This window comes from Streptomyces sp. P9-A2, from assembly GCF_036634175.1.
Lineage (GTDB): Bacteria > Actinomycetota > Actinomycetes > Streptomycetales > Streptomycetaceae > Streptomyces > Streptomyces pratens.
On record NZ_JAZIFX010000001.1, the window covers coordinates 6,198,417 to 6,216,015 of the forward strand.

Here is a 17,599-nt window from a genome sequence, read left to right on the forward strand (position 1 = left end):
GCTTTCTGTGCGCGGAACGACGTGATCAATCGCCGCTGACCTGCGGTTTCTCGGTGATGTCGGCGGCCTGACCTGTTTTCTTGGCGGCGTCCCCTGTTCTTGGCGCGGGGGCGCCGTCGGGGGTTGTGGCGGCGCGGAGTGGAGGTCCCGGGGAGGGATTCGAAACCCGCCTCGTCAGAACCATTGACGGGAATATATATAACTTCGTATCTTCCTCGTGGCGCACGCCACAGCGCACCTGATCGCGGGGCAACACCGCGGAGCCGAAGGGAACTGCTATGAGCCGAGGTTCGATTCTGGTTGTCGGTGGAGGCATTGGCGGTCTTGCGACTGCCATCGCCGTTCAGCAGAAGGGCTTCGACACGACGGTCGTCGAGCTCCACTCCGACGTCCACTCGTCTGTCTACGGCGTCGGCATCATCCAGCCGATGAACGCTCTGCGGGCGCTCGACATGATCGGCTGCGCCCAGGACTGCATCGCGGCCGGCTACCCGGCCAAGCGCTGGGGTGGTCTCTACTCGACCGACGGCACCTTCATCAAGGAGATGCCGGGCACGCCCGTCCCCGGTGTCGACCTGCCTCCGATGAACGGCCTCACCCGTCCGAAGCTGCACGAGATCCTGACCTCTCACGCCGTCGAGGCGGGCGTGACCATCCGTTACTCGACGACCTTCACGGAACTCAAGGACGACGGCGCCGGCGTCGACGTCACCTTCACCGACGGATCCACCGGTCGCTTCGACATCGTCGTCGGTGCCGACGGCGTCTACTCCCAGACCCGCGGCTACGTCGTCGAGGGCGAGGTCGCGCCCTACTACATCGGCCAGTCGGCCTACCGCGTCAACATCCCGCTCCTGCCCGAGATCGACAGCATCATCCTGCAGGCCAGCTCCGAGGGCATGGCCGGTCTCGTCCCGATCGGCAAGGACCTGGCCTACCTCTTCTACAACGCCCACATGGAGAAGCAGACGCCTGACTCGGGCATGGACAGCGCCGAGAAGCTGCGCGAGTACCTCGCGCCGTTCGGTGGCTTCATGGGCCGCATCCGCGACGAGTTCATCACCGACGACTGCGACATCGTGCTGCGGCCGGAGGAGTCCCTGATCGTGGACGCCCCGTGGCACAAGGGCCGCATCGTCCTGATGGGCGACGCCGTCCACGCGATCACGCCGCACCTCGGACAGGGCGCCGCCCAGGCGATCGAGGACGGCGTCGTGCTCGCCGACTGCCTCGCCAAGCACGACGACCTCGAGGCGGCCTTCGCGGAGTACACCGACCGCCGCTTCGAGCGCTGCAAGCTCGTCGTCGACACCTCGCTCGACATCGCGGAGTGGGAGATGGGCCGCAAGCCGGGCTTCGACAACATCGCCGCCACCGATCACGTCCTCGAGGTCATGGCCCAGCCGCTCTGAGCTGTGCCGCCGCGCGCGGCGGTTCGTTACGATAAGCGGGATGAGCCTTCCCTCTCACCAGCGTGAGCTGGCCGACGTCCTGCGCGAGCTCGGGTGGACCGTCCACCGGCGGTCACCCGAGCGCGCGGGCGTCGGCCCGATCCCGACCACCGAACTGGCACTGCTCAAGCAGGTCATCGACGCACCGGGATCCACCATCGGCGAGCTGGCGCAGGCGCTGGGACTGCGCCAGCCCAACGTGAGCGCGGCGATCCGGGTCCTGGCCGGTCGCGGCTTCGTGGTCAAGGAGACCAGTCCCAAGGACCGTCGCATCACGCTGGTCAGGCCCACCGCACTCGGGCGTTCGGAGCACGAGGCGATCGCGGACAGCTGGGCAGCGCCGATCCGGGAGGCCCTGGAGGGACTCAGCGCGGATCACCGGGAGGCGATCGAGCGGGCGGCGGAGGCACTGGCGGCTCTCCACGAACGTCTCCGGGTCATCGAGCCGGGCGAGGCGCAGGTCGAGGCCTCGGTCTAGCCGCCGTAGCCACGCCCGTGTCCCGCCGCAGCTCAGGTGGACTCGCCTTGCAGCACGCGCGGTCTGTGCCGGGAGATCGCCGGCTCCCAGCCCCAGGACGGTGCGTGCGGTGTGGCCGTCCATGGGCCTCGGCATCGACGTGCACCGTCGTCAGGGCCGGCGTCGACAACTCGGCGTACTGCGTCGCGTCGTAGCCGATCGCTGCCAGATCTTCCGGCACGCGCAGGCCGAGATCGATCCCGGCCCGGAGCACCCGGACGGAGGGCCGTCTCGTCGACGAAGGCCGCGACCGCGGTGATGCCGCGATCCTCCGACAGCAGGGACTCGAGCGCCCGCGCCGCCTTGCGCCGGGAGGCGGGCAGGAGGAGCGACCGCAACGGAGAGAGTCCCAGGGGCCGGGCGGTCTCCTGGGCGAAGTGGAGCCTGACGGTACTCAACGGCGGGTGGTCGTCGGAGATCGCCATGGCGACGCGAGTGTGGCCGCGCTCGGCGAAGTGACGGATCTGGGTCGCGGTGTGAGACGCGAGTCCGGACTCCCAGCCACCGTCCTCGAGTTCGTGTCCGGTGAGATGGCGCTGGGCGAACCGGATGACAGCCCGAGGTGAGACGGTGTCCTGGATCTGCTTGAGCGAGTCGTCGGTGAGCTCTTGGTGCTGCGCCAGCAGCAGGTGATCGTGGCGTGCCGGAGCGGAGTCCTGGAGAGCCACGGGGTGCGCCGCATCAGCATCGCGGGCTACCCCGAGGGGCACCCCGACATCAGCAGAGAGGTGCTGTGCTCCGCCCCTCGAGGCGAAGGCCGCGGCCCTGCGCGAGGCGCGCATCCCCGGCGATGTCATCACGCAGTTCGGCTTCGACGTCGACGCCGTCCTGGGCTGGATCGCCGAGGCGCGTGAGCGCGGCGTCCACGTGCCCGTCCGGGTGGGCGTACCGGGCCCCGCCGGCGTCCGACGGCTGCTCCGTTACGCCGCACGTTTCGGCATCGGCACCAGCGTCGGCATCGCCAAGAAGTACGGCCTTTCCCTCACCAACCTGGTGAGCACTGCGGGACCGGACCGCTTCATACACGCCCTGGCCGAGCGGCTCCGGCCGGAGTGCACGGCGAGGTGAGGCTGCACTTCTACACGTTCGGCGGCCTGCGAGCCACATCGACGTGGATCCACGACTTGATCGGCCTCGATGTCGGGCAGCACCGCACTCAGGTGGTCGACCGCGAAGACGGTCCGCTGGAAGAAGGTGCCTCCCTCCGGATCGTCGGAGTGCTCTTGCCGAGGCACTGCGAGCCGGGTTCGACCTCGAGTTCACCCTGCGCGACATGTCGGTCCCCAAGCGGGAGGCGATCTCCGCCTCGAGGTCCGACCACTGCCTGCTCGACCTGCTCTGGCGTCACCGCCGCGGCGAGCTGACCGTCGACATCGCGATGGTGATCTCCAACCACCCCGAAACCGCCGAGGAGGTGCGCTCGTTGGGCATCCCGTTCTTCCACGTGCCGTCGGCCGGAGCGGACAGGTCGGCCGCCGAGGCCGAGCACCTGCGGCTGCTGCGGGGCAACGTCGACTTCGTCGTTCTCGCCCGCTACACGCAGGTCCTCTCCGGCGACTTCATCAGCCGGCTCGGCGTGCCGATCATCAACATCCATCACTCCTTCCTGCCTTCAGCGGCGCCGGGCCTTGTGCCAAGGCGAAGGAGCGCGGCGTGAAGCTGATCGGAGCGACCGCGCACTACGTGACCGAGGGCTCGACGAGGGCCCGGTCATCGAGCAGGACCTCGTCCGGGTGAACACGTGCGGACACGGCCGCCGACCTGCGGCGCCGTGGCGTGGACGTCGAACTGGCGGTCCTCTCGCGGGCGGTCGCCCGGCACGGCGAGCACCGCGTCGTGCGCCACCGGAACCACACCATCGTCTTCGCCTGAGGGGAACACCAGGGTGTCCTGACCATCGGGTGGCCCATGACGGGCGGCCCGACGATGGGTGTGCCCCACGAGTGGGTCGGCGCCGAGCCAGGTTCCGGTTCAGGGCTTCACGTAGACCTCCGGGACGTACCACCCGCCGGTCTCGAGCGAGGCGTCCTCGGTCGGTCGGTTCGACTCGAGCCGGCGTCGCAGGTGTCGGCCGTCCGGTCCGTGCTGCGCGTAGTGGTCGAGCAGCAGGTCGTGGCCGAGGTCGTTGTTGAGGTCGCGCCAGATCGCGTGCACGTGCTGGCCTGCGGCCACCGCGTTGTCGGCCTCGACGAGCAGGTCGCGCGTGGAGATCCGGTAGTAGTGGGCGGTGTTGGCCTCGCGTCCGCCGGCCCAGGCGAAACGGAGGTCGCGCGGGTCGGCCGCGAGCACCAGCTCGCGGTACTGCCGGGACAGCTCGTCGGGGCCGGTCTCCACGTAATAAAGGAGCAGGTCGCGTACGGCGTTGAGCTGGTCACCGGTCAGGTCGGCACCGCTGATGCCCGACGGGTCGGCCTTCATGAAGCGCAGGCGCTCGCGGTCCTCGTCGGTCGTCTCGTAGCCGACGATCCCGAGGTCGACCCAGTCGGGCCACTCCTCGGCGCCGACGTAGGGCACCTGGCGGGTGACGAAGTCGGCAGGCGCGACATCGTGGATGACGGCCTGCTCCTGGGCGTCGGGGGACAGCGAGTGCAGGATCGAGAGAGCCCGGCGCTCGTTCTCACCGAGCGCGTCCAGCACGCCGGCGCCGACGGGCTGGGCGCCCATTGCGAGTGGCGTGACGGTGAGGTAACGCTGCGCGACGATCGTGTAGTTGAGGGACAGGTGGTGGCCGATGACCCGCCAGCCCCACGTGTCCTCGAAGCCGGGCCGCCCCCAGAAGCTGAACCAGTAGCCCTCGGGGTCACGGAAGTTGCCGGCGAGGACGCCGAATCCGCGCTCGATCACCTCAAGTTCGCGCAGCATGTTCTCCGTGGCCATCACGGAGAGCGCCTGGCTGTAGCCGCGCATGCTCAGGCCGGCCTTCAGCAGCGAGTGCGCGATGACCTTCTGGTGCCGGTCGAGCGCGTGCATCGGGATGCCGGCCCGGTCGGGCTTCGGGATGAAGTCCCAGTCGACGCGGCCGGGAGCGTCCATGTCGGGCACGATCGCCGCGGCCTTGAGGTCGGGGCGCAGGGAGTCGAGCAGCGCCCAGGTGGCGAAGAGCATCCGCTTGATGGTGACGGGTGCCTCGTAGGTCATGGGGGCAGGTGGTGCGGGGGTGGTCATCGGCGTGTCTCCTCAGGCGAACGGGTTGGGGGTGAGTGTGTACTTCGTCTGCAGGTACTCGTGGATGCCCTCGTCGCCGCCCTCGCGGCCCAGACCGGACATCTTCCAGCCGCCGAACGGTGCGGCCGCGTTGGAGACGGCACCGACGTTGAGTCCCATCATCCCGGTCTCGAGGCGCTCGATCATGCGCTGGCCGCGGGCGAGCGACTCGGTGAAGACGTACGAGACCAGGCCGTACTCTGTCGCGTTGGCCAGTGCCACGGCCTCGTCCTCGTCGCGGAAGGGCGCGATCGCCGCGACGGGACCGAAGATCTCCTCGGTCAGCAGTGCGCTCCCCGGCTGTACGTCGGCCAGCACCGTGGCGGGGTAGAAGTACCCGTGGCCGTCGGCCGGAGCACCTCCGGTGCGGATGCTCGCGCCGCGCGTGACGGCGTCCCGCACGAGTTCGTCGGTCTTCGCGACGGCCCGGTCGTCGATGAGGGGGCCGATGGCGACACCGGGTTCGGTGCCCGGGCCCATGACCAGGTTCTCGACCCGCTCGGTGAGCCGGGCGGTGAACTCCTCCACGACGTCGACGTGCACGAGCATCCGGTTGGCGGCGGTGCATGCCTGACCGATGTTGCGGAACTTCGCGAGGATCGCGCCGTCGACCGCCTTGTCGAGGTCGGCGTCGTCGAAGACGATGAACGGGGCGTTTCCGCCGAGTTCCATCGAGGTGCGGAGCACACCCTGTGCGGCCTGCTTCAGCAGCTGCCGGCCGACCGGGGTGGAGCCGGTGAAGGAGAGCTTGCGCAGCCGGGGGTCGGCGAGGATCGCCTCGGACATCGGCCCCGGTACGGAGGTCGTGACGACGTTGACGACGCCGGCCGGCAGCCCGGCCTCCTGGAGCAACTGGACGAAATAGGTCGTCGTGAGCGGCGTGAGCGTGGCGGGCTTGATGACGACGGTGCACCCGGCCGCCAGGGCGGGCGCGATCTTGCGGGTCGCCATCGCCAGGGGGAAGTTCCACGGCGTGATGAGGTAGCACGGCCCGACCGGGTGCTGCGTGACGATCATCCGGCCCGAGCCCTCCGGGTTGGCCCCGTAGCGCCCGGTGACGTGCGCGGTCCGCTCGCTGAACCAGCGCAGGAACTCGCCTCCGTACGCGACCTCGCCGCGTGCCTCCCCGAGGGGCTTGCCCATCTCGAGGGTCATCAGGAGGGCGAAGTCGTCGGCGCGCTCGGTCAGCAGGTCGAAGGCGCGGCGGAGGATCTCCGCGCGCTCCCGGGCCGGCGTGGCCGCCCACGCGGGGAAAGCCTCGTCGGCCGCCGTGAGGGCGGCCAGACCGTCCCCCACTGAGGCGGAGGCGACGGTGCGGATGACCTCGCCGGTCGCGGGGTTCCGCACGTCGACGGTGGCGCCGTGCGATGAGCCACGCCACTGGCCGCCGATATGGAGGCCGTCGTTCACCGAGGCGAGGAGTTGCTGTTGGGCGAGCGGGAGCGTCATGGATTCCTTCTTCCATCGCTGAGCACGGCGAGCAGGTCGCAGTGGACGACGGCGCCGCGGTCGAGTCGGGCCGCGATCGCCTGCCGGGCGGGGCGGCGGGCCGGGTCCGGGAACATCGCGAGCCACTCGCGGTTGAGGGCTTCGCGGTCGCTCGGGTCGGTGAGGTGGAACGTCATCTTGAGGATGTCGTCCGTCGTGCCGCCGAGCTCGGCCATCAGGGTGCGGACGTGCGCGAAGACGTGCGCGAACTGCTGGTCGGCGTCGGGTGCCATCTCGCCGGTCACCGGGTCGCGGCCGGTGATGACGGAGGTCGCGACGAACGGGCCGATCCGGCTGGCGGCCGGGATCGGGTTGGCGTGGCTGAACCCCGGGAGGTCGATGCTGGTGCGGGTGCCCATGTCGCTCAGCCCTCGGCGATGACGCGGTTCTCGATGTGGCCGAGGCCCTCGATCTCCGCGCGGACGACATCGCCGACCTTGAGGAACTTGCCCTGCATCGCGCCGATGCCCGCCGGTGTGCCGGTGGCGAGGATGTCGCCGGGCATGAGGGTGAAGACCTGTGAGAGATAGGCGATCTGCTCGTAGATGTCGTAGACCATGTCGTTCGTCGGCCAGTCCTGGCGGACCTCGCCGTTGACGCTGAGGGTCATCCGCAGGTCGAGCGGGTCGGCGATCTCGTCGTCGGTGGTCAGCCACGGGCCGATCGGGCCGTGGGTGTCGAACGACTTGCCGAGCGTGAACGTCGGCGACCTCTTCTGCAGCCAGTCGCGGACCGACACGTCGTTGGTGACGAGGTACCCGGCGATGACCGAGCGGGCGTCCTCGACGGACACGTGCTTGCAGCGTTGGCCGATCACCACGCCGAGCTCGATCTCGTAGTCGAGAGCGTCGGAGAGGTCGGGCTTCACGATGCCGTCGTAGGGGCCGACGATGCAGGAGACCTGCTTGTTGAACCACATCTGGTTCTCCGGGATCGGGATGCCCGCGGCGCGCGCCTCCTCGGCGTGCTCCTTGTAGTTCATACCGATGCCGAGGTACTTCTGCGGGTTGTCGATCGGGGCCTCGAGGACCACGTCGGCGAGTGCGTGCGAGGTCCCGTCGACCGCGAGGATCTCCTGCTTCAGCGAGGGCAGCACGGACAGGATCGACCGCAGCGACGTGCCCCCGACGACGTCGGAGATGTCGATGATCCGGTCACCGTCGACACGCCCCAGCCGCGTCGGCCCGTCGGCGGTGTGGAAGCGCGCGATCTTCATTTCTGCTCCTCCTGAGCGATCTTGTCGAGGCCGGCCTTCTCGTCGGCGGTGGGGGTCCAGACGTGCTCGCCGTCCGGGGTCATCTGGAAGCTCACGAAGCGCCAGGCGCCGTCCTCGCAGCGCCGCAGCACCTGGATCACCTGGCCGGCGACCGTGCGCTCGGAGCCGTCCGGGCTGCCGAGGCGGTTGATCAGGCGGCCCGTCATGATCGCGACGTCGCCGATCACACGAATGGTGAGCTCGCCGCGAGTGGCGCCCTTGTAGGGCGCGCGGGTGGCGACGTGCTCCAGGAGCTGGGCCTTCGTGTGGGTCAGGCCGGGCGCGTGGGTGTGGATCAGCGAGTCGTCGTACAGGTCGCGCAGCGTGTCGAGGTCGATCTCCAGCAGCGCCCGCTGACGGCGCTCCTCCACATCGAGGATCGCCGCGCGCGTGGCCTCGTCGGCCAGGACGACAGGGGCGACGGTCATGCCTTGGCTCCGTACTCTTCGAGGTCGTTGGTGCGGTAGCCCGTCGCCTCGCCGGCCTCGAAGCCGGGACGGGGCGAGCCGACCAGCGCGTGGTACTTGCTGAAGATCTCGTCGGCCTCCGCGAGCGGGAGCACCTCCTCGATGTCGCTGAGGGGGGCGCCCTCGGTGCGCTCGGCGACCATGCGGCGGATGACCTCGTAGCCCTCGCCGCGCATGTTCATCACGATCCGGTTGACGCCCTCGCGGCGAGTCGCGTCGTACGCGACGAAGGCCGCGTGCGGGTCGTCCGGGGTCTCGGCGAGCTTGTCCACGATGACGCGGGCGTCGAGCATCGCCTGGGTGATGCCGTTGCCGCCGCGGGGGTACATCGCGTGGGCGGCGTCGCCGAGCAGGACGACCCGGCCGTCGACCCAGTTGTCGAGCGGGTCGTGGCGGATCAGGGGGAAGAGGTAGACCTCGCGGGCCTCGCGCATCATCTGCTGGACGTCGAGGAACGGCAGCTTGACGGTGTCGAAGAGCGGGATGACCTCGCTGATGTCGCCGACCTGGTTCCAGTCCTCGATGGTCTCCTCACCGTTGGTCTCGGCGACCCAGTTGACCAGCGTCTTGCCGGTGCCCTCGAAGTTGTCGGCGATGGGGTAGACGATCATCGAGGCGATGTTGGGGTCACCGATGTGCAGGATCGTGTGGCCGTTGCGGAAGGGTTCCATGACCGTGGTGCCGCGCCACATGGTGATGCCGGAGAAGTGCGGCTCGGAGAGCTCGGGGAACATCTGCTTGCGGATGGCGGACTTGATGCCGTCGGCGGCGATGACCGCCGCGTGGCGCACCTGCTCCGTGCGGCCGTCGGCGTGCAGGAGGTGGAGCGTCACACCGGTCTCGTCCTGCGAGTAGCCGGTGACACCGGTGCCGAGGCGGATCGCGTCCGCGCCGAGCCGCTCGAGCGCGACCTTGTAGAACAGCATCTGGAGGGTGCCCCGGTGCACGAAGCGCTGCTCGTGCAGGTAACCCATGTGTACGCCGCACTTCTCGGCGTAGATCTCCTGGCCGAAGTGGTTGTAGAAGATCGAGTCCTCCGCGTCGACGGAGATCGCACGGAACTCCTCGAGCAGGCCGAGGTCGTCGATCTCGGCCGTGCCGACGGTCTTGATGTCGACGCCGACGCCGAGCGGCTTGAGCTCGGGCACGAGCTCGTAGACGACCGGGCGGAAGCCTTTCTGGTGCATGCGGAGCGCGGTGAGCAGGCCGGCCGGCCCGGCGCCGATGATCGCGATGTCGAGATCGGTGGTGGTCATGTCGTTGTCCTCGTCGTTTGAGGGGGGACGGGTGGGTGGTCAGGAGGCCGGAGCGGAGAGCTCGGCGAGGAAGCCGGTGGTGGCCGCCCAGGCGCGCGCGGCGCTGCGCGCGTTGTAGGCGAACACCTCGGGCTCGGGGGAGGCGGCGACCTTCGGGCTGGTGAAGGCGTGGGTGGTGCCGCTGTAGAGGTGGAACTGGTGGTCCAGCCCGGCGGAGCTCAGGTGTTCCTCGAGCCGGTGCCGCATGTCAGGCGTCGCCATCGGGTCGTCGGCGCCGATCATCAGCAGCACGGAGCCCGATCCCGGAGTGCTCCAGTCCTGGTCGAGCAGGTCGAGCCCGGGGTGCACCGCGGCGACGCCGGCGACGACTGCCCCGGTGCGGAGGTACTCGAGCGCCGAGGAGCCGCCGAAGCAGTAACCGAGGAGGGCCAGCGGACGGCCGGCGAACTCCGGCTGCGCGTCGAGCGCCGCGTGGGCGGCGGCGACGCGCCCCAGCCACCGGTCGCGGTCCTGGGCCATGGCACCGATCAGCGGCCCGATCTCGGCGACCGAGGCAGGCGTGGCGCGCTCGCCCCATACGTCGGCCAGAAACACCGGATGTCCGGCCGCGGCGAGCCGCGTCGCGTGGCCGATCATCTCCTCGCTGACGCCGAAGGCGTCGTGGATGAGCAGGACCGCGGCGGCGGAGGAGTCGCCGGCCGCTTCGCCCTGAGGCGCCATGACCAGACCCAGCATGCGGGTCCCCTCGTGCTGGTACTCGACGTCACGGCCGGCTGCCTGGGTCACGGTTCCCTGCCTCTCTGCGTATGGGGTATGGCATGCGCCACACGGTGATCCGAAACCGTAGGCGAGATCGTGTACGATTTCAACCACGATTTGCGGCCACAGAGGGTCTTGCGTTACAGGCGATTCTGTATATGGTTTCGCACACGATCCTGAAGTGTTCGGCACCACAGCCCGTACGTACCAGCCAGGGAGCGCCCGATCCCATGTCAGAGATGCCCACGGCCGCCCGGCCGACCACCGGCGTGACATCGCCGCCCGCACCGGCCTCCGCCCCGGCCGCCCCTGTGAAGCACAGCAGTGGCGGGGCCTGGTTCGCCTCCCGCTTTGCCGTCATCGGAGTCTGGATCGGGCTCGCGGTCCTCTTCGCGGTCCTCCGTCCCGACGCCTTCATGGCGTCGGGCAGCCTCAAGGTGATCTTCGGCAGTCAGAACCAGGCGGCGCTCGTCTTTCTGACCGCCGCCCTGCTCTGCACGATCATCGTCGGTGAGTTCGTCGACATGTCGGTCGCCTCCAACTTCGGGCTCGCCGCCATCATGCTGACGGTCCTCAACGTCAACCACGGGTGGAGCGTGTGGGCGGCGGCGCTCGCCGCGATCGTCCTGTCCACCGCGGTGGGCGCCGTGAACGGCTGGCTGGTGGTCAAGGTCGGCGTCAACACCATCGTGGTGACGCTCGGCATGGGCACCTTCCTCCTCGGCATCGCGCTCTGGGTCTCCGACCTGATGCCGGTCAGCGGCCTCCCCACGGACTTCAAGGACATCGCGCTCCTGCCGGTCGCCGGCCTTCCCATCAGCTTCTTCTACGGGCTCGCGCTCATGCTCGGGTTCGCCTACGTCCTGCACTTCACGCCGCTGGGCCGCACCATGCGCTTCGTCGGTGAGAGCCGTGAGGTCAGCCGACTGGCCGGTGTGCGCGTGACACGTGTCCGCATCGGGGCCTTCACGACCGCGGGCCTCATCGCCGGCGTGGGAGGAGTGCTCTCCGCAGCGGCCACCGGCGGCTTCGACCCCAACGTGTCGCAGAGCTACCTGCTGCCGATCTTCGCGGCGACCTTCCTCGGCACGGCGATCCTGCAGCCGGGGCGGTTCAACCCGATCGGCACCCTCATCGCCGTCTTCTTCCTGGCCACCGGCGTGCTCGGGCTCCAGCTCCTGGGCGCGACCTCATGGGTCACGAGCGTCTTCTACGGCGGCGTCCTCGTCGTCGCCGTCACCATCTCGACCGTGCTGCGCAGCCGCTCGCGCTGATCACCCGCCGGTCGCTCTCCCGGATCAGCAGCCCCCGCCACCGTGTCATTCTCAGCAAACAACGGAGTTCGCCATGAGACCCGCACGTTCCACCCGTCGCGCCCGCACCTGGGCCGCGGCCGCAGGCGTCGCCCTCCTCGCCGGTTCCCTCGCCGCCTGCGGCGGTGACTCGAAGGACACCGCGTCCGCCGGCGCCGACGGCGCGACCGCCGCGGCCGACGACAAGCTGGCCGCCGCGATGAAGGCGCTGGACGCCTACCCCGTCCCGACGGAGAAGCTCGACAAGGTCGGCTCCGTCGCCGGAAAGACGGTCTACTACGTCCCGATCACCAAGCAGGCGCCGATGTTCACCACCACGGAGAAGACGCTCGCCGTCGCCGCCAAGGCCGCGGGCCTGCGCCTCCAGGTCTGCGACGGCAAGGGCACGCCGACCGACATCGGCGGCTGCATCGGCCAGGCGACGGACGCCAAGGCCGCGGCCATCATCGCGGACGCCATCCCGTACGGCCTGGCCGCCAACGGCTTCGACGCCGCGCAGAAGGCCGGCATCCCGGTCGTCATCAGCAACCAGGTGCCCGACCCCGCCCACCCGGCCTCCAAGACGCTCACCTGGGTGCACGTCCCCGGGACCGAGCAGCAGATCCGCATCTTCGACTGGATCGCCGCGGACGCCAAGGGCAAGGCCAACATCCTGGTCAACCAGAGCTCCGACGGCCCGTCGCCCGCCAGCTACGTCGCCGACGCCAAGGCCGCGCTGAAGAAGAGCTGCCCCGACTGCAAGCTGACGATCAACAAGGTCACGTCCTCCAACTTCGCGCTCGTCCCCTCCTCGACCAGCGCCGTGCTGCTCAAGGACCCGAGCATCAACTACGTCGACGCGCAGTTCGAGCAGTACCTGCAGCCGACCCAGGGCGGTGTCCAGCAGACGTCGCGCACGGACATCAAGGTCGTCACCGGCTCCGCCTCCCTCGGCGGCCTGAAGGCCCTCAAGTCCGGTTCGCTGGCGGCCGTCACCGCCCAGGCCGCGGCCTTCCAGGGCTGGGTCAACACCGATGCGGCGCTGCGCCTGATCCTCGGCCGGCCGGTGCCGGAGTACAACATCCCGACCCGCCTGTTCACGAAGGACAACATCGACGACGTCAAGCTGACCGAGGAGGCGGAGCTCTCCGGCGAGTGGTTCGGCCCGGCCACCTTCACCGACGACTTCAAGAAGCTGTGGGGCGTCGCGTGAGCGGGCTCCACAAGTCGGCCCCGGCGGGAGAGACCGTTCTCCCGCCGGCCCCCCGGCTCGCTGTCGAGGGGGTCTCGATGACCTTCGGCAGCGCCACGGTCCTGCGCGACGTCGCCATGGATGTGCGTCCCGGAGAGATCCACGCCCTCATCGGGCAGAACGGGTCGGGCAAGTCCACCCTCGCCAAGATCCTCACCGGTCTCCACTGCCCCGACGCGGGCAGCCGTGTCACGGTCGACGGCGTCGACCTGCGGCTCCCGATCCGGCCCGACGAGTCCCGTGCCGCGGGGGTCGCGGTCGTGCACCAGAACCTCGGCCTGGTGCCGGACGCCACCGTGCTGGAGAACACCCGGCTCGGCCGGTTCAAGGGCTCGCGCTTCCTGCGCCGGATCGACTGGAAGGCCGAGGCCGCGGCGACGCAGGCCGTCTTCGAGCGACTCGGCCCGCGGAGGATTCCGCTCGACAGCAAGGTCGCGGATCTGCATGAGGACGAGAAGGCGGTCGTCGCGATCGCCCGTGCCGTGCAGGACCTCGAGGACGGCCGCGGAGTCATCATCTTCGACGAGTCGACGCGTGCCCTCGGCCGTGAGGCGCTCGAGCGGTTCTTCGCCCTGCTCGACCGCATCGTCGCGACCGGCACCTCGGCCCTGCTCATCACGCACCGTCTGGAGGAGGTCGTGGAGGCCGCCGACCGGGTCACCGTGCTCCGCGACGGCCGGATCGTCGTGGCCGGCAAGAATGTCGAGGGCATGACGAAAGCCGACCTCGCTCACCTCATGCTCGGGCGCGAGGTCGAGGGCCTCGAGCACCGCACGGCGGCCGGCACCGCGAAAGACGCCGCCCCCGTGGTGGTCGACAGCCTCACGGGACGCACCGTGCGCGAGCTGTCCCTGCGTATCCGACCCGGTGAGGTCGTCGGCGTCACGGGCCTCAGCGGGTCGGGCCACGAGGACGTCCCTTACCTGATCAGCGGCGTCAGCGAGGCGGAAGGCGGCACCGTGACCCTGCCCGCGGGGCAGGTCGCGCTCAAGGGCCTGTCGCCGGCCTCAGCGATCAAGAGCGGCATCGCGCTCGTCCCGGAGGGCCGCGAGTCGGCCGGTCTCGTCGGCGGAATGACCGTGACGGAGAACATCTCGTTCCCGCAGACCTGCACCGCGACCGCCTCCGGCAAGGTGCGGCCGCTGCGGAACGCAGCCGAGAAACAGCTGGCGGCCGACTGGATCGAGCGCCTCGACGTGCGACCCCCGTGGCCGCACGCCGTGCTCAAGAACATGAGCGGGGGCAACCAGCAGAAGGTGCTCCTGGCCAAGTGGCTCGCGACCGACCCGGCGCTGCTGGTGCTCCACGAGCCCACCCAGGCCGTCGACGTGGGCGCGCGCAAGACCATCGTCGAGGCGGTCCGCGGGGCTGCCCGCGAGGGTCGCGCCGTTCTCGTCGCCAGCTCCGACGAGAACGAGCTCGCGCTGCTGTGCGATCGCGTACTCGTCTTCAGCAACGGTGTCGTCGGGCGCGAGCTCACGGGTGAGTTCACGCCGCATGACATCGTCGAAAGCATCTACACCGACAGCTCGCGCACCAAGCTGCGCGAGCGCAGCCCGCAAGGAGTGTCATGACCGTCGTCGACATCAACATCCACCACCTGCCCGAGGACCTGTTCACGAACGAGAAGATCCTCAACGGCTTCCTCAACAGCGCTCCGCGCGGCTTCGGCGAGATCGCCAGCGTCATCACCATGGAGGACGGCAAGAAGCAGCTGGTCCTGGAGAAGCCGAAGGGCTACCCCAACCTCAACTACGTCGAGGGCGACTACTCGACCGAGGCGAAGCTGAAGGCGATGGACGAGGCCGGCGTCGACTACGGCATCATGCGCGTCCCGGTCTGGCAGGAGTGGCTCGGCCTCGAGACCTGCAAGGCGGTCAACGACAACGCCGCCAAGATCGTCGCCGAGTCCGACGGCCGCCTGTTCTCGACCGCCTGCGTCCCGCCGTGGGGCGGCAAGGAGAACATCTACGAGCTCGAGCGCTGCCTCGACAACGGCGCCGTGGGCGTCCAGCTCGCCTGCCACTACGGCCAGCTCTACCTCGACGACGAGGCCTTCAAGCCCTATCTCAAGGTGCTCAACGACAAGAAGGTCCCGGTCATCGTCCACCACACGCCGCTCCCGGTGGAGTGGAAGTCGGTCATCGACTACCAGAACTTCCGTCGTGAGTACGGCCGCATCATGGACCAGGGCATCGCGGTCGGACGCGAGCTCTTCAGCGGCATGTTCGACGAGTTCCCCGACCTCAAGTTCACCCACACGATGCTCGGCGGCAACTGGTTCGCGGCCACGGCTCTGCTCACCCCGCGCGCTCCCAAGGCCGGCGAGGCGATGCAGCGCCTGTCGACGACCGGTGGCGACAAGATCAAGCAGTACCTCGAGAACAACATCTTCTTCGACCTCACCCACCCGCACTCCTGGGGCAAGATCCAGGTCGAGGCGGCACTGAAGATCAACGGCGCCGACCACTACATGTTCGGCTCCTCGTTCCCCGTCTTCCGCTCCTGGATGAGCCAGGGCGTCGACTTCGTCAAGAACGAGCTCGACATCAGCGACGCCGACCGCGAGGCCGTGTTCTACGGCAACGCGAAGAAGATGTTCAACCTCCCGATCTGACCCGCACCCGAGCAGAGTGAGACCGATGAGCGCCATACCTGACGAGGACATCGACGGCTTCTTCACGACCTCCCGCACGACGGGCCGTGAGGAGGCGGTCGAGCTCACCGACGACAGTTATCGCACCTTCCTGCTCGACCTCGACGACCACAAGCTCGCCGAGGTCCGCGGGATGACCTACGAGGAGTTCGCCCAGGACCGCTACCAGGCGCCCTTCCTGCGTGACCTCCTCGTCCACTGGGACGGCCTCTACCGGGAGCCGTTCGTCGGGATCACCTCCGACGGCACGGTGCGCGAGGGGCTCTACGCCCTGCCGGGCACCGCGCCGTCGGACACCGGGAGCGGGCCCTCCGAGGCCGCCGCTCGCTTCCTCGGGATGCTCACCCCCGGTGAGCTGGACGCGGTGCGCTACGACATCGACGCACCGCAGTGGCGAGCATGGAGCAACCCCGAGTTCATGGTCTACCGCGTGGGGCTGAGGATGGAGGTGCTCACCGACGACAAGAAGTCGGCGATCCACGACATCCTCCGCGCGTCGCTGAGCTCCGACGGCTACGCCCGGGTCTCGGGTGCGATGGAGCTCAACGGCCACCTCGGCGAACTGGTCGGCCTGCCCACGGTCATGAACCGGCACAGCTACTGGTTCTCCGTCTTCGGCGACCCGTCGGCGGGAGCGGCGGGTGAGCCGTGGGGCTGGCAGCTCTTCGGCCACCACGTGGCCCTCAACTTCGTCTCCGTGGGGGGCCGGCACGTCATCGCACCGGTCTTCCTCGGCGCCGAGCCCGCGCTCATGGACGACGGCGTCCACGAGCCGCTCTTCGCGGCGCGGGAGCGGCTCGCCCTCGAACTGGCCGGTTCCCTCACGGCCGCTCAGCGCGCCCGGGCCGTCGTCTTCGAGTCCGTACTCGACCCGGCGATGCCGGAGGGACGGCTGCACCCCGCCGACGAGCGGCACGTCGCCGGCGCGTTCCGTGACAACCGGGTGATCCCGTACGAGGGGATCCCGGCGGACGAGCTCGACGACGCCCAGCGCGACCTGCTCCGCCGCGTCGTCGCCGACTTCCTGCACCTGCTGGTCGAGGAGCAGCGCGAGCCGGCGCTGGCGGAGTACGACGCGCACGTCGACGAGACCTGGTTCTCCTGGTACGGCGCGACGGACGGCTCGCAGCCGTTCTACTTCCGGGTGCACAGCCCGGTGCTGATCGCCGAGTTCGACGACCACGCCGGGGTCTGGCTGAGCAACAAGCTGCCCGCGCGGTTCCACGTGCACACGACGCTCCGGCACCCCAACGGCAACGACTACGCCAAGGCGCTCATCGCCCGGTGGCGCGAGCGGGGCGAGTGATCCGTGTCCCCTTCAGAACCGCTGTTCGGGCAGGGTGGCCTCGTACTTCGTGACCGCCTCGATGGTGTTGATCTCGTGCTGCTTCGCGGCCGCCTCGATGGCCTCGGCCGACGCGCCCGACTCGATGAGCTGGAGGATGCCCTCGTGCTCGGCGATGGAGGCCTGGGCGCGGCCGGGGGCGTACCAGAAGGCCGACTTGCGGACGACTTCGAGCCGGGCCCACTCGTTGTCGACCATGTCGACGAGGCGGCGGTCGGGGCAGCGGCACGCGAGCAGCCGGTGGAACTCCCGGTTGAGCCGGCCGAAGCGGGCCGGGTCGAAGTCGGCGAGCGCCTCCTTCATCTGCCGGTCCAGTGTGTGGGCCGCCGTCAGGTCGGCCTCGGTCAGATGGGGCGCCGACAGCGCCGTCGCGTAGCCGCCGAGGCGCGCCACGATCTGCAGGCCCTGCTGCCACGCGTCGGTGTCGAACGTCGCCACCAGCGCGCCGACGTTGGGCACGATCTCCACCCAGCCCTCGGCCTCGAGCCGGCGCAGCGACTCGCGCCACGGCACCGAGCTGATGCCGTGCTCGCGCACCAGCTGATCGATGACCAGGCGGTGCCCGGGTCCGTAAGTGCCGTTCATGATCCGTTCCTTGAGGATCATGAATGCCTGCTCGGTCTTGGTCGCCATGAAGCAGATCCAACCACAATTCCG

At 69.3% G+C, this 17,599-nt stretch carries 18 protein-coding genes and 1 pseudogene; 9 read left to right on the plus strand and 10 right to left on the minus strand.

The genetic code is table 11. The features are described 5' to 3' along the window. The first annotated feature begins 278 nt into the window (after positions 1–278). Positions 279–1,412 carry an FAD-dependent monooxygenase gene (locus tag V4Y04_RS28100; RefSeq protein ID WP_332431136.1) on the plus strand — a complete coding sequence of 378 codons (1,134 nt, stop codon included), beginning with the start codon at positions 279–281 and terminating at the stop codon, positions 1,410–1,412. Between the two features lie 40 nt (positions 1,413–1,452). Next, positions 1,453–1,929, plus strand: coding sequence for a MarR family winged helix-turn-helix transcriptional regulator (locus V4Y04_RS28105; protein WP_332431137.1), 477 nt, complete (start codon positions 1,453–1,455; stop codon positions 1,927–1,929). Here V4Y04_RS28105 and V4Y04_RS37835 read toward each other — a convergent pair. Next, positions 1,889–2,182 (minus strand): substrate-binding domain-containing protein, encoded by a 294-nt coding sequence (locus tag V4Y04_RS37835; protein WP_443080099.1) that lies wholly within the window; start codon positions 2,180–2,182, stop codon positions 1,889–1,891. The two genes, V4Y04_RS28105 and V4Y04_RS37835, sit on opposite strands and share 41 nt — an antisense overlap. Before the next feature lie 503 nt (positions 2,183–2,685). Further along, positions 2,686–2,835, minus strand: a complete 150-nt coding sequence (locus tag V4Y04_RS28115) for a hypothetical protein (RefSeq protein ID WP_332431139.1) — start codon at positions 2,833–2,835, stop codon at positions 2,686–2,688. On the opposite strand from V4Y04_RS28115, the gene V4Y04_RS28120 reads away from it, so the two are divergent. Both V4Y04_RS28120 and V4Y04_RS28125 read left to right on the plus strand, forming a co-directional pair. Continuing rightward, positions 2,836–3,036, plus strand: a complete 201-nt coding sequence (locus V4Y04_RS28120; RefSeq protein ID WP_332431140.1) for a hypothetical protein — start codon at positions 2,836–2,838, stop codon at positions 3,034–3,036. Between the two features lie 205 nt (positions 3,037–3,241). Next, a pseudogene (locus V4Y04_RS28125) lies at positions 3,242–3,705 on the plus strand (formyltransferase family protein). A gap of 234 nt (positions 3,706–3,939) precedes the next feature. On the opposite strand, the gene V4Y04_RS28130 reads toward V4Y04_RS28125, so the two are convergent. Genes V4Y04_RS28130 through V4Y04_RS28160 form a run of 7 tightly spaced genes read right to left on the minus strand, consistent with a single transcriptional unit; the run spans position 3,940 to position 10,424 of the window. Then, positions 3,940–5,133 carry a DUF3500 domain-containing protein gene (locus V4Y04_RS28130; protein ID WP_332431142.1) on the minus strand — a complete coding sequence of 398 codons (1,194 nt, stop codon included), beginning with the start codon at positions 5,131–5,133 and terminating at the stop codon, positions 3,940–3,942. A gap of 12 nt (positions 5,134–5,145) precedes the next feature. After that, on the minus strand, positions 5,146–6,621 hold the full coding sequence (locus V4Y04_RS28135; RefSeq protein ID WP_332431143.1) for an NAD-dependent succinate-semialdehyde dehydrogenase: 1,476 nt from the start codon (positions 6,619–6,621) through the stop codon (positions 5,146–5,148). Beyond that, the gene (locus tag V4Y04_RS28140; protein ID WP_332431144.1) at positions 6,618–7,019 is read right to left on the minus strand and encodes a RidA family protein; all 402 of its coding nucleotides are present in this window, start codon (positions 7,017–7,019) and stop codon (positions 6,618–6,620) included. Before V4Y04_RS28140 ends, V4Y04_RS28135 begins: the two co-directional genes overlap by 4 nt. 5 nt (positions 7,020–7,024) lie before the next feature. Next, positions 7,025–7,876 (minus strand): fumarylacetoacetate hydrolase family protein, encoded by an 852-nt coding sequence (locus tag V4Y04_RS28145; RefSeq protein ID WP_332431145.1) that lies wholly within the window; start codon positions 7,874–7,876, stop codon positions 7,025–7,027. Next, positions 7,873–8,343 (minus strand): nuclear transport factor 2 family protein, encoded by a 471-nt coding sequence (locus V4Y04_RS28150; protein WP_332431146.1) that lies wholly within the window; start codon positions 8,341–8,343, stop codon positions 7,873–7,875. The genes V4Y04_RS28145 and V4Y04_RS28150 overlap by 4 nt, the downstream gene beginning before the upstream one ends. Next, positions 8,340–9,638, minus strand: a complete 1,299-nt coding sequence (locus V4Y04_RS28155) for an FAD-dependent monooxygenase (RefSeq protein WP_332431147.1) — start codon at positions 9,636–9,638, stop codon at positions 8,340–8,342. Before V4Y04_RS28155 ends, V4Y04_RS28150 begins: the two co-directional genes overlap by 4 nt. Positions 9,639–9,677: 39 nt before the next feature. After that, a complete protein-coding gene (locus tag V4Y04_RS28160; RefSeq protein WP_332431148.1) occupies positions 9,678–10,424 on the minus strand; it encodes a dienelactone hydrolase family protein in 747 nt (248 codons plus the stop codon). A gap of 203 nt (positions 10,425–10,627) precedes the next feature. On the opposite strand from V4Y04_RS28160, the gene V4Y04_RS28165 reads away from it, so the two are divergent. The 5 genes from V4Y04_RS28165 (at position 10,628) to V4Y04_RS28185 (ending at position 16,903) form a co-directional block, all read left to right on the plus strand. After that, positions 10,628–11,671, plus strand: a complete 1,044-nt coding sequence (locus V4Y04_RS28165; RefSeq protein WP_332431149.1) for an ABC transporter permease — start codon at positions 10,628–10,630, stop codon at positions 11,669–11,671. A 73-nt stretch (positions 11,672–11,744) separates the two neighbouring features. After that, positions 11,745–12,902 (plus strand): sugar ABC transporter substrate-binding protein, encoded by a 1,158-nt coding sequence (locus V4Y04_RS28170; RefSeq protein WP_332431150.1) that lies wholly within the window; start codon positions 11,745–11,747, stop codon positions 12,900–12,902. A gap of 77 nt (positions 12,903–12,979) precedes the next feature. Beyond that, complete coding sequence (locus V4Y04_RS28175) at positions 12,980–14,515, plus strand: sugar ABC transporter ATP-binding protein (protein WP_332431151.1); 1,536 nt, start codon at positions 12,980–12,982, stop codon at positions 14,513–14,515. After that, positions 14,512–15,558, plus strand: a complete 1,047-nt coding sequence (locus tag V4Y04_RS28180; RefSeq protein WP_332431152.1) for an amidohydrolase family protein — start codon at positions 14,512–14,514, stop codon at positions 15,556–15,558. Before V4Y04_RS28175 ends, V4Y04_RS28180 begins: the two co-directional genes overlap by 4 nt. Positions 15,559–15,583: 25 nt before the next feature. After that, entirely contained in the window at positions 15,584–16,903 is a 1,320-nt protein-coding gene (locus V4Y04_RS28185; protein WP_332431153.1) for a DUF3500 domain-containing protein, read from the plus strand. A gap of 12 nt (positions 16,904–16,915) precedes the next feature. Here the strand turns inward: V4Y04_RS28185 and V4Y04_RS28190 are convergent, their stop codons facing one another. Continuing rightward, positions 16,916–17,575, minus strand: a complete 660-nt coding sequence (locus V4Y04_RS28190) for a GntR family transcriptional regulator (protein ID WP_332431155.1) — start codon at positions 17,573–17,575, stop codon at positions 16,916–16,918. Positions 17,576–17,599 lie beyond the last annotated feature (24 nt).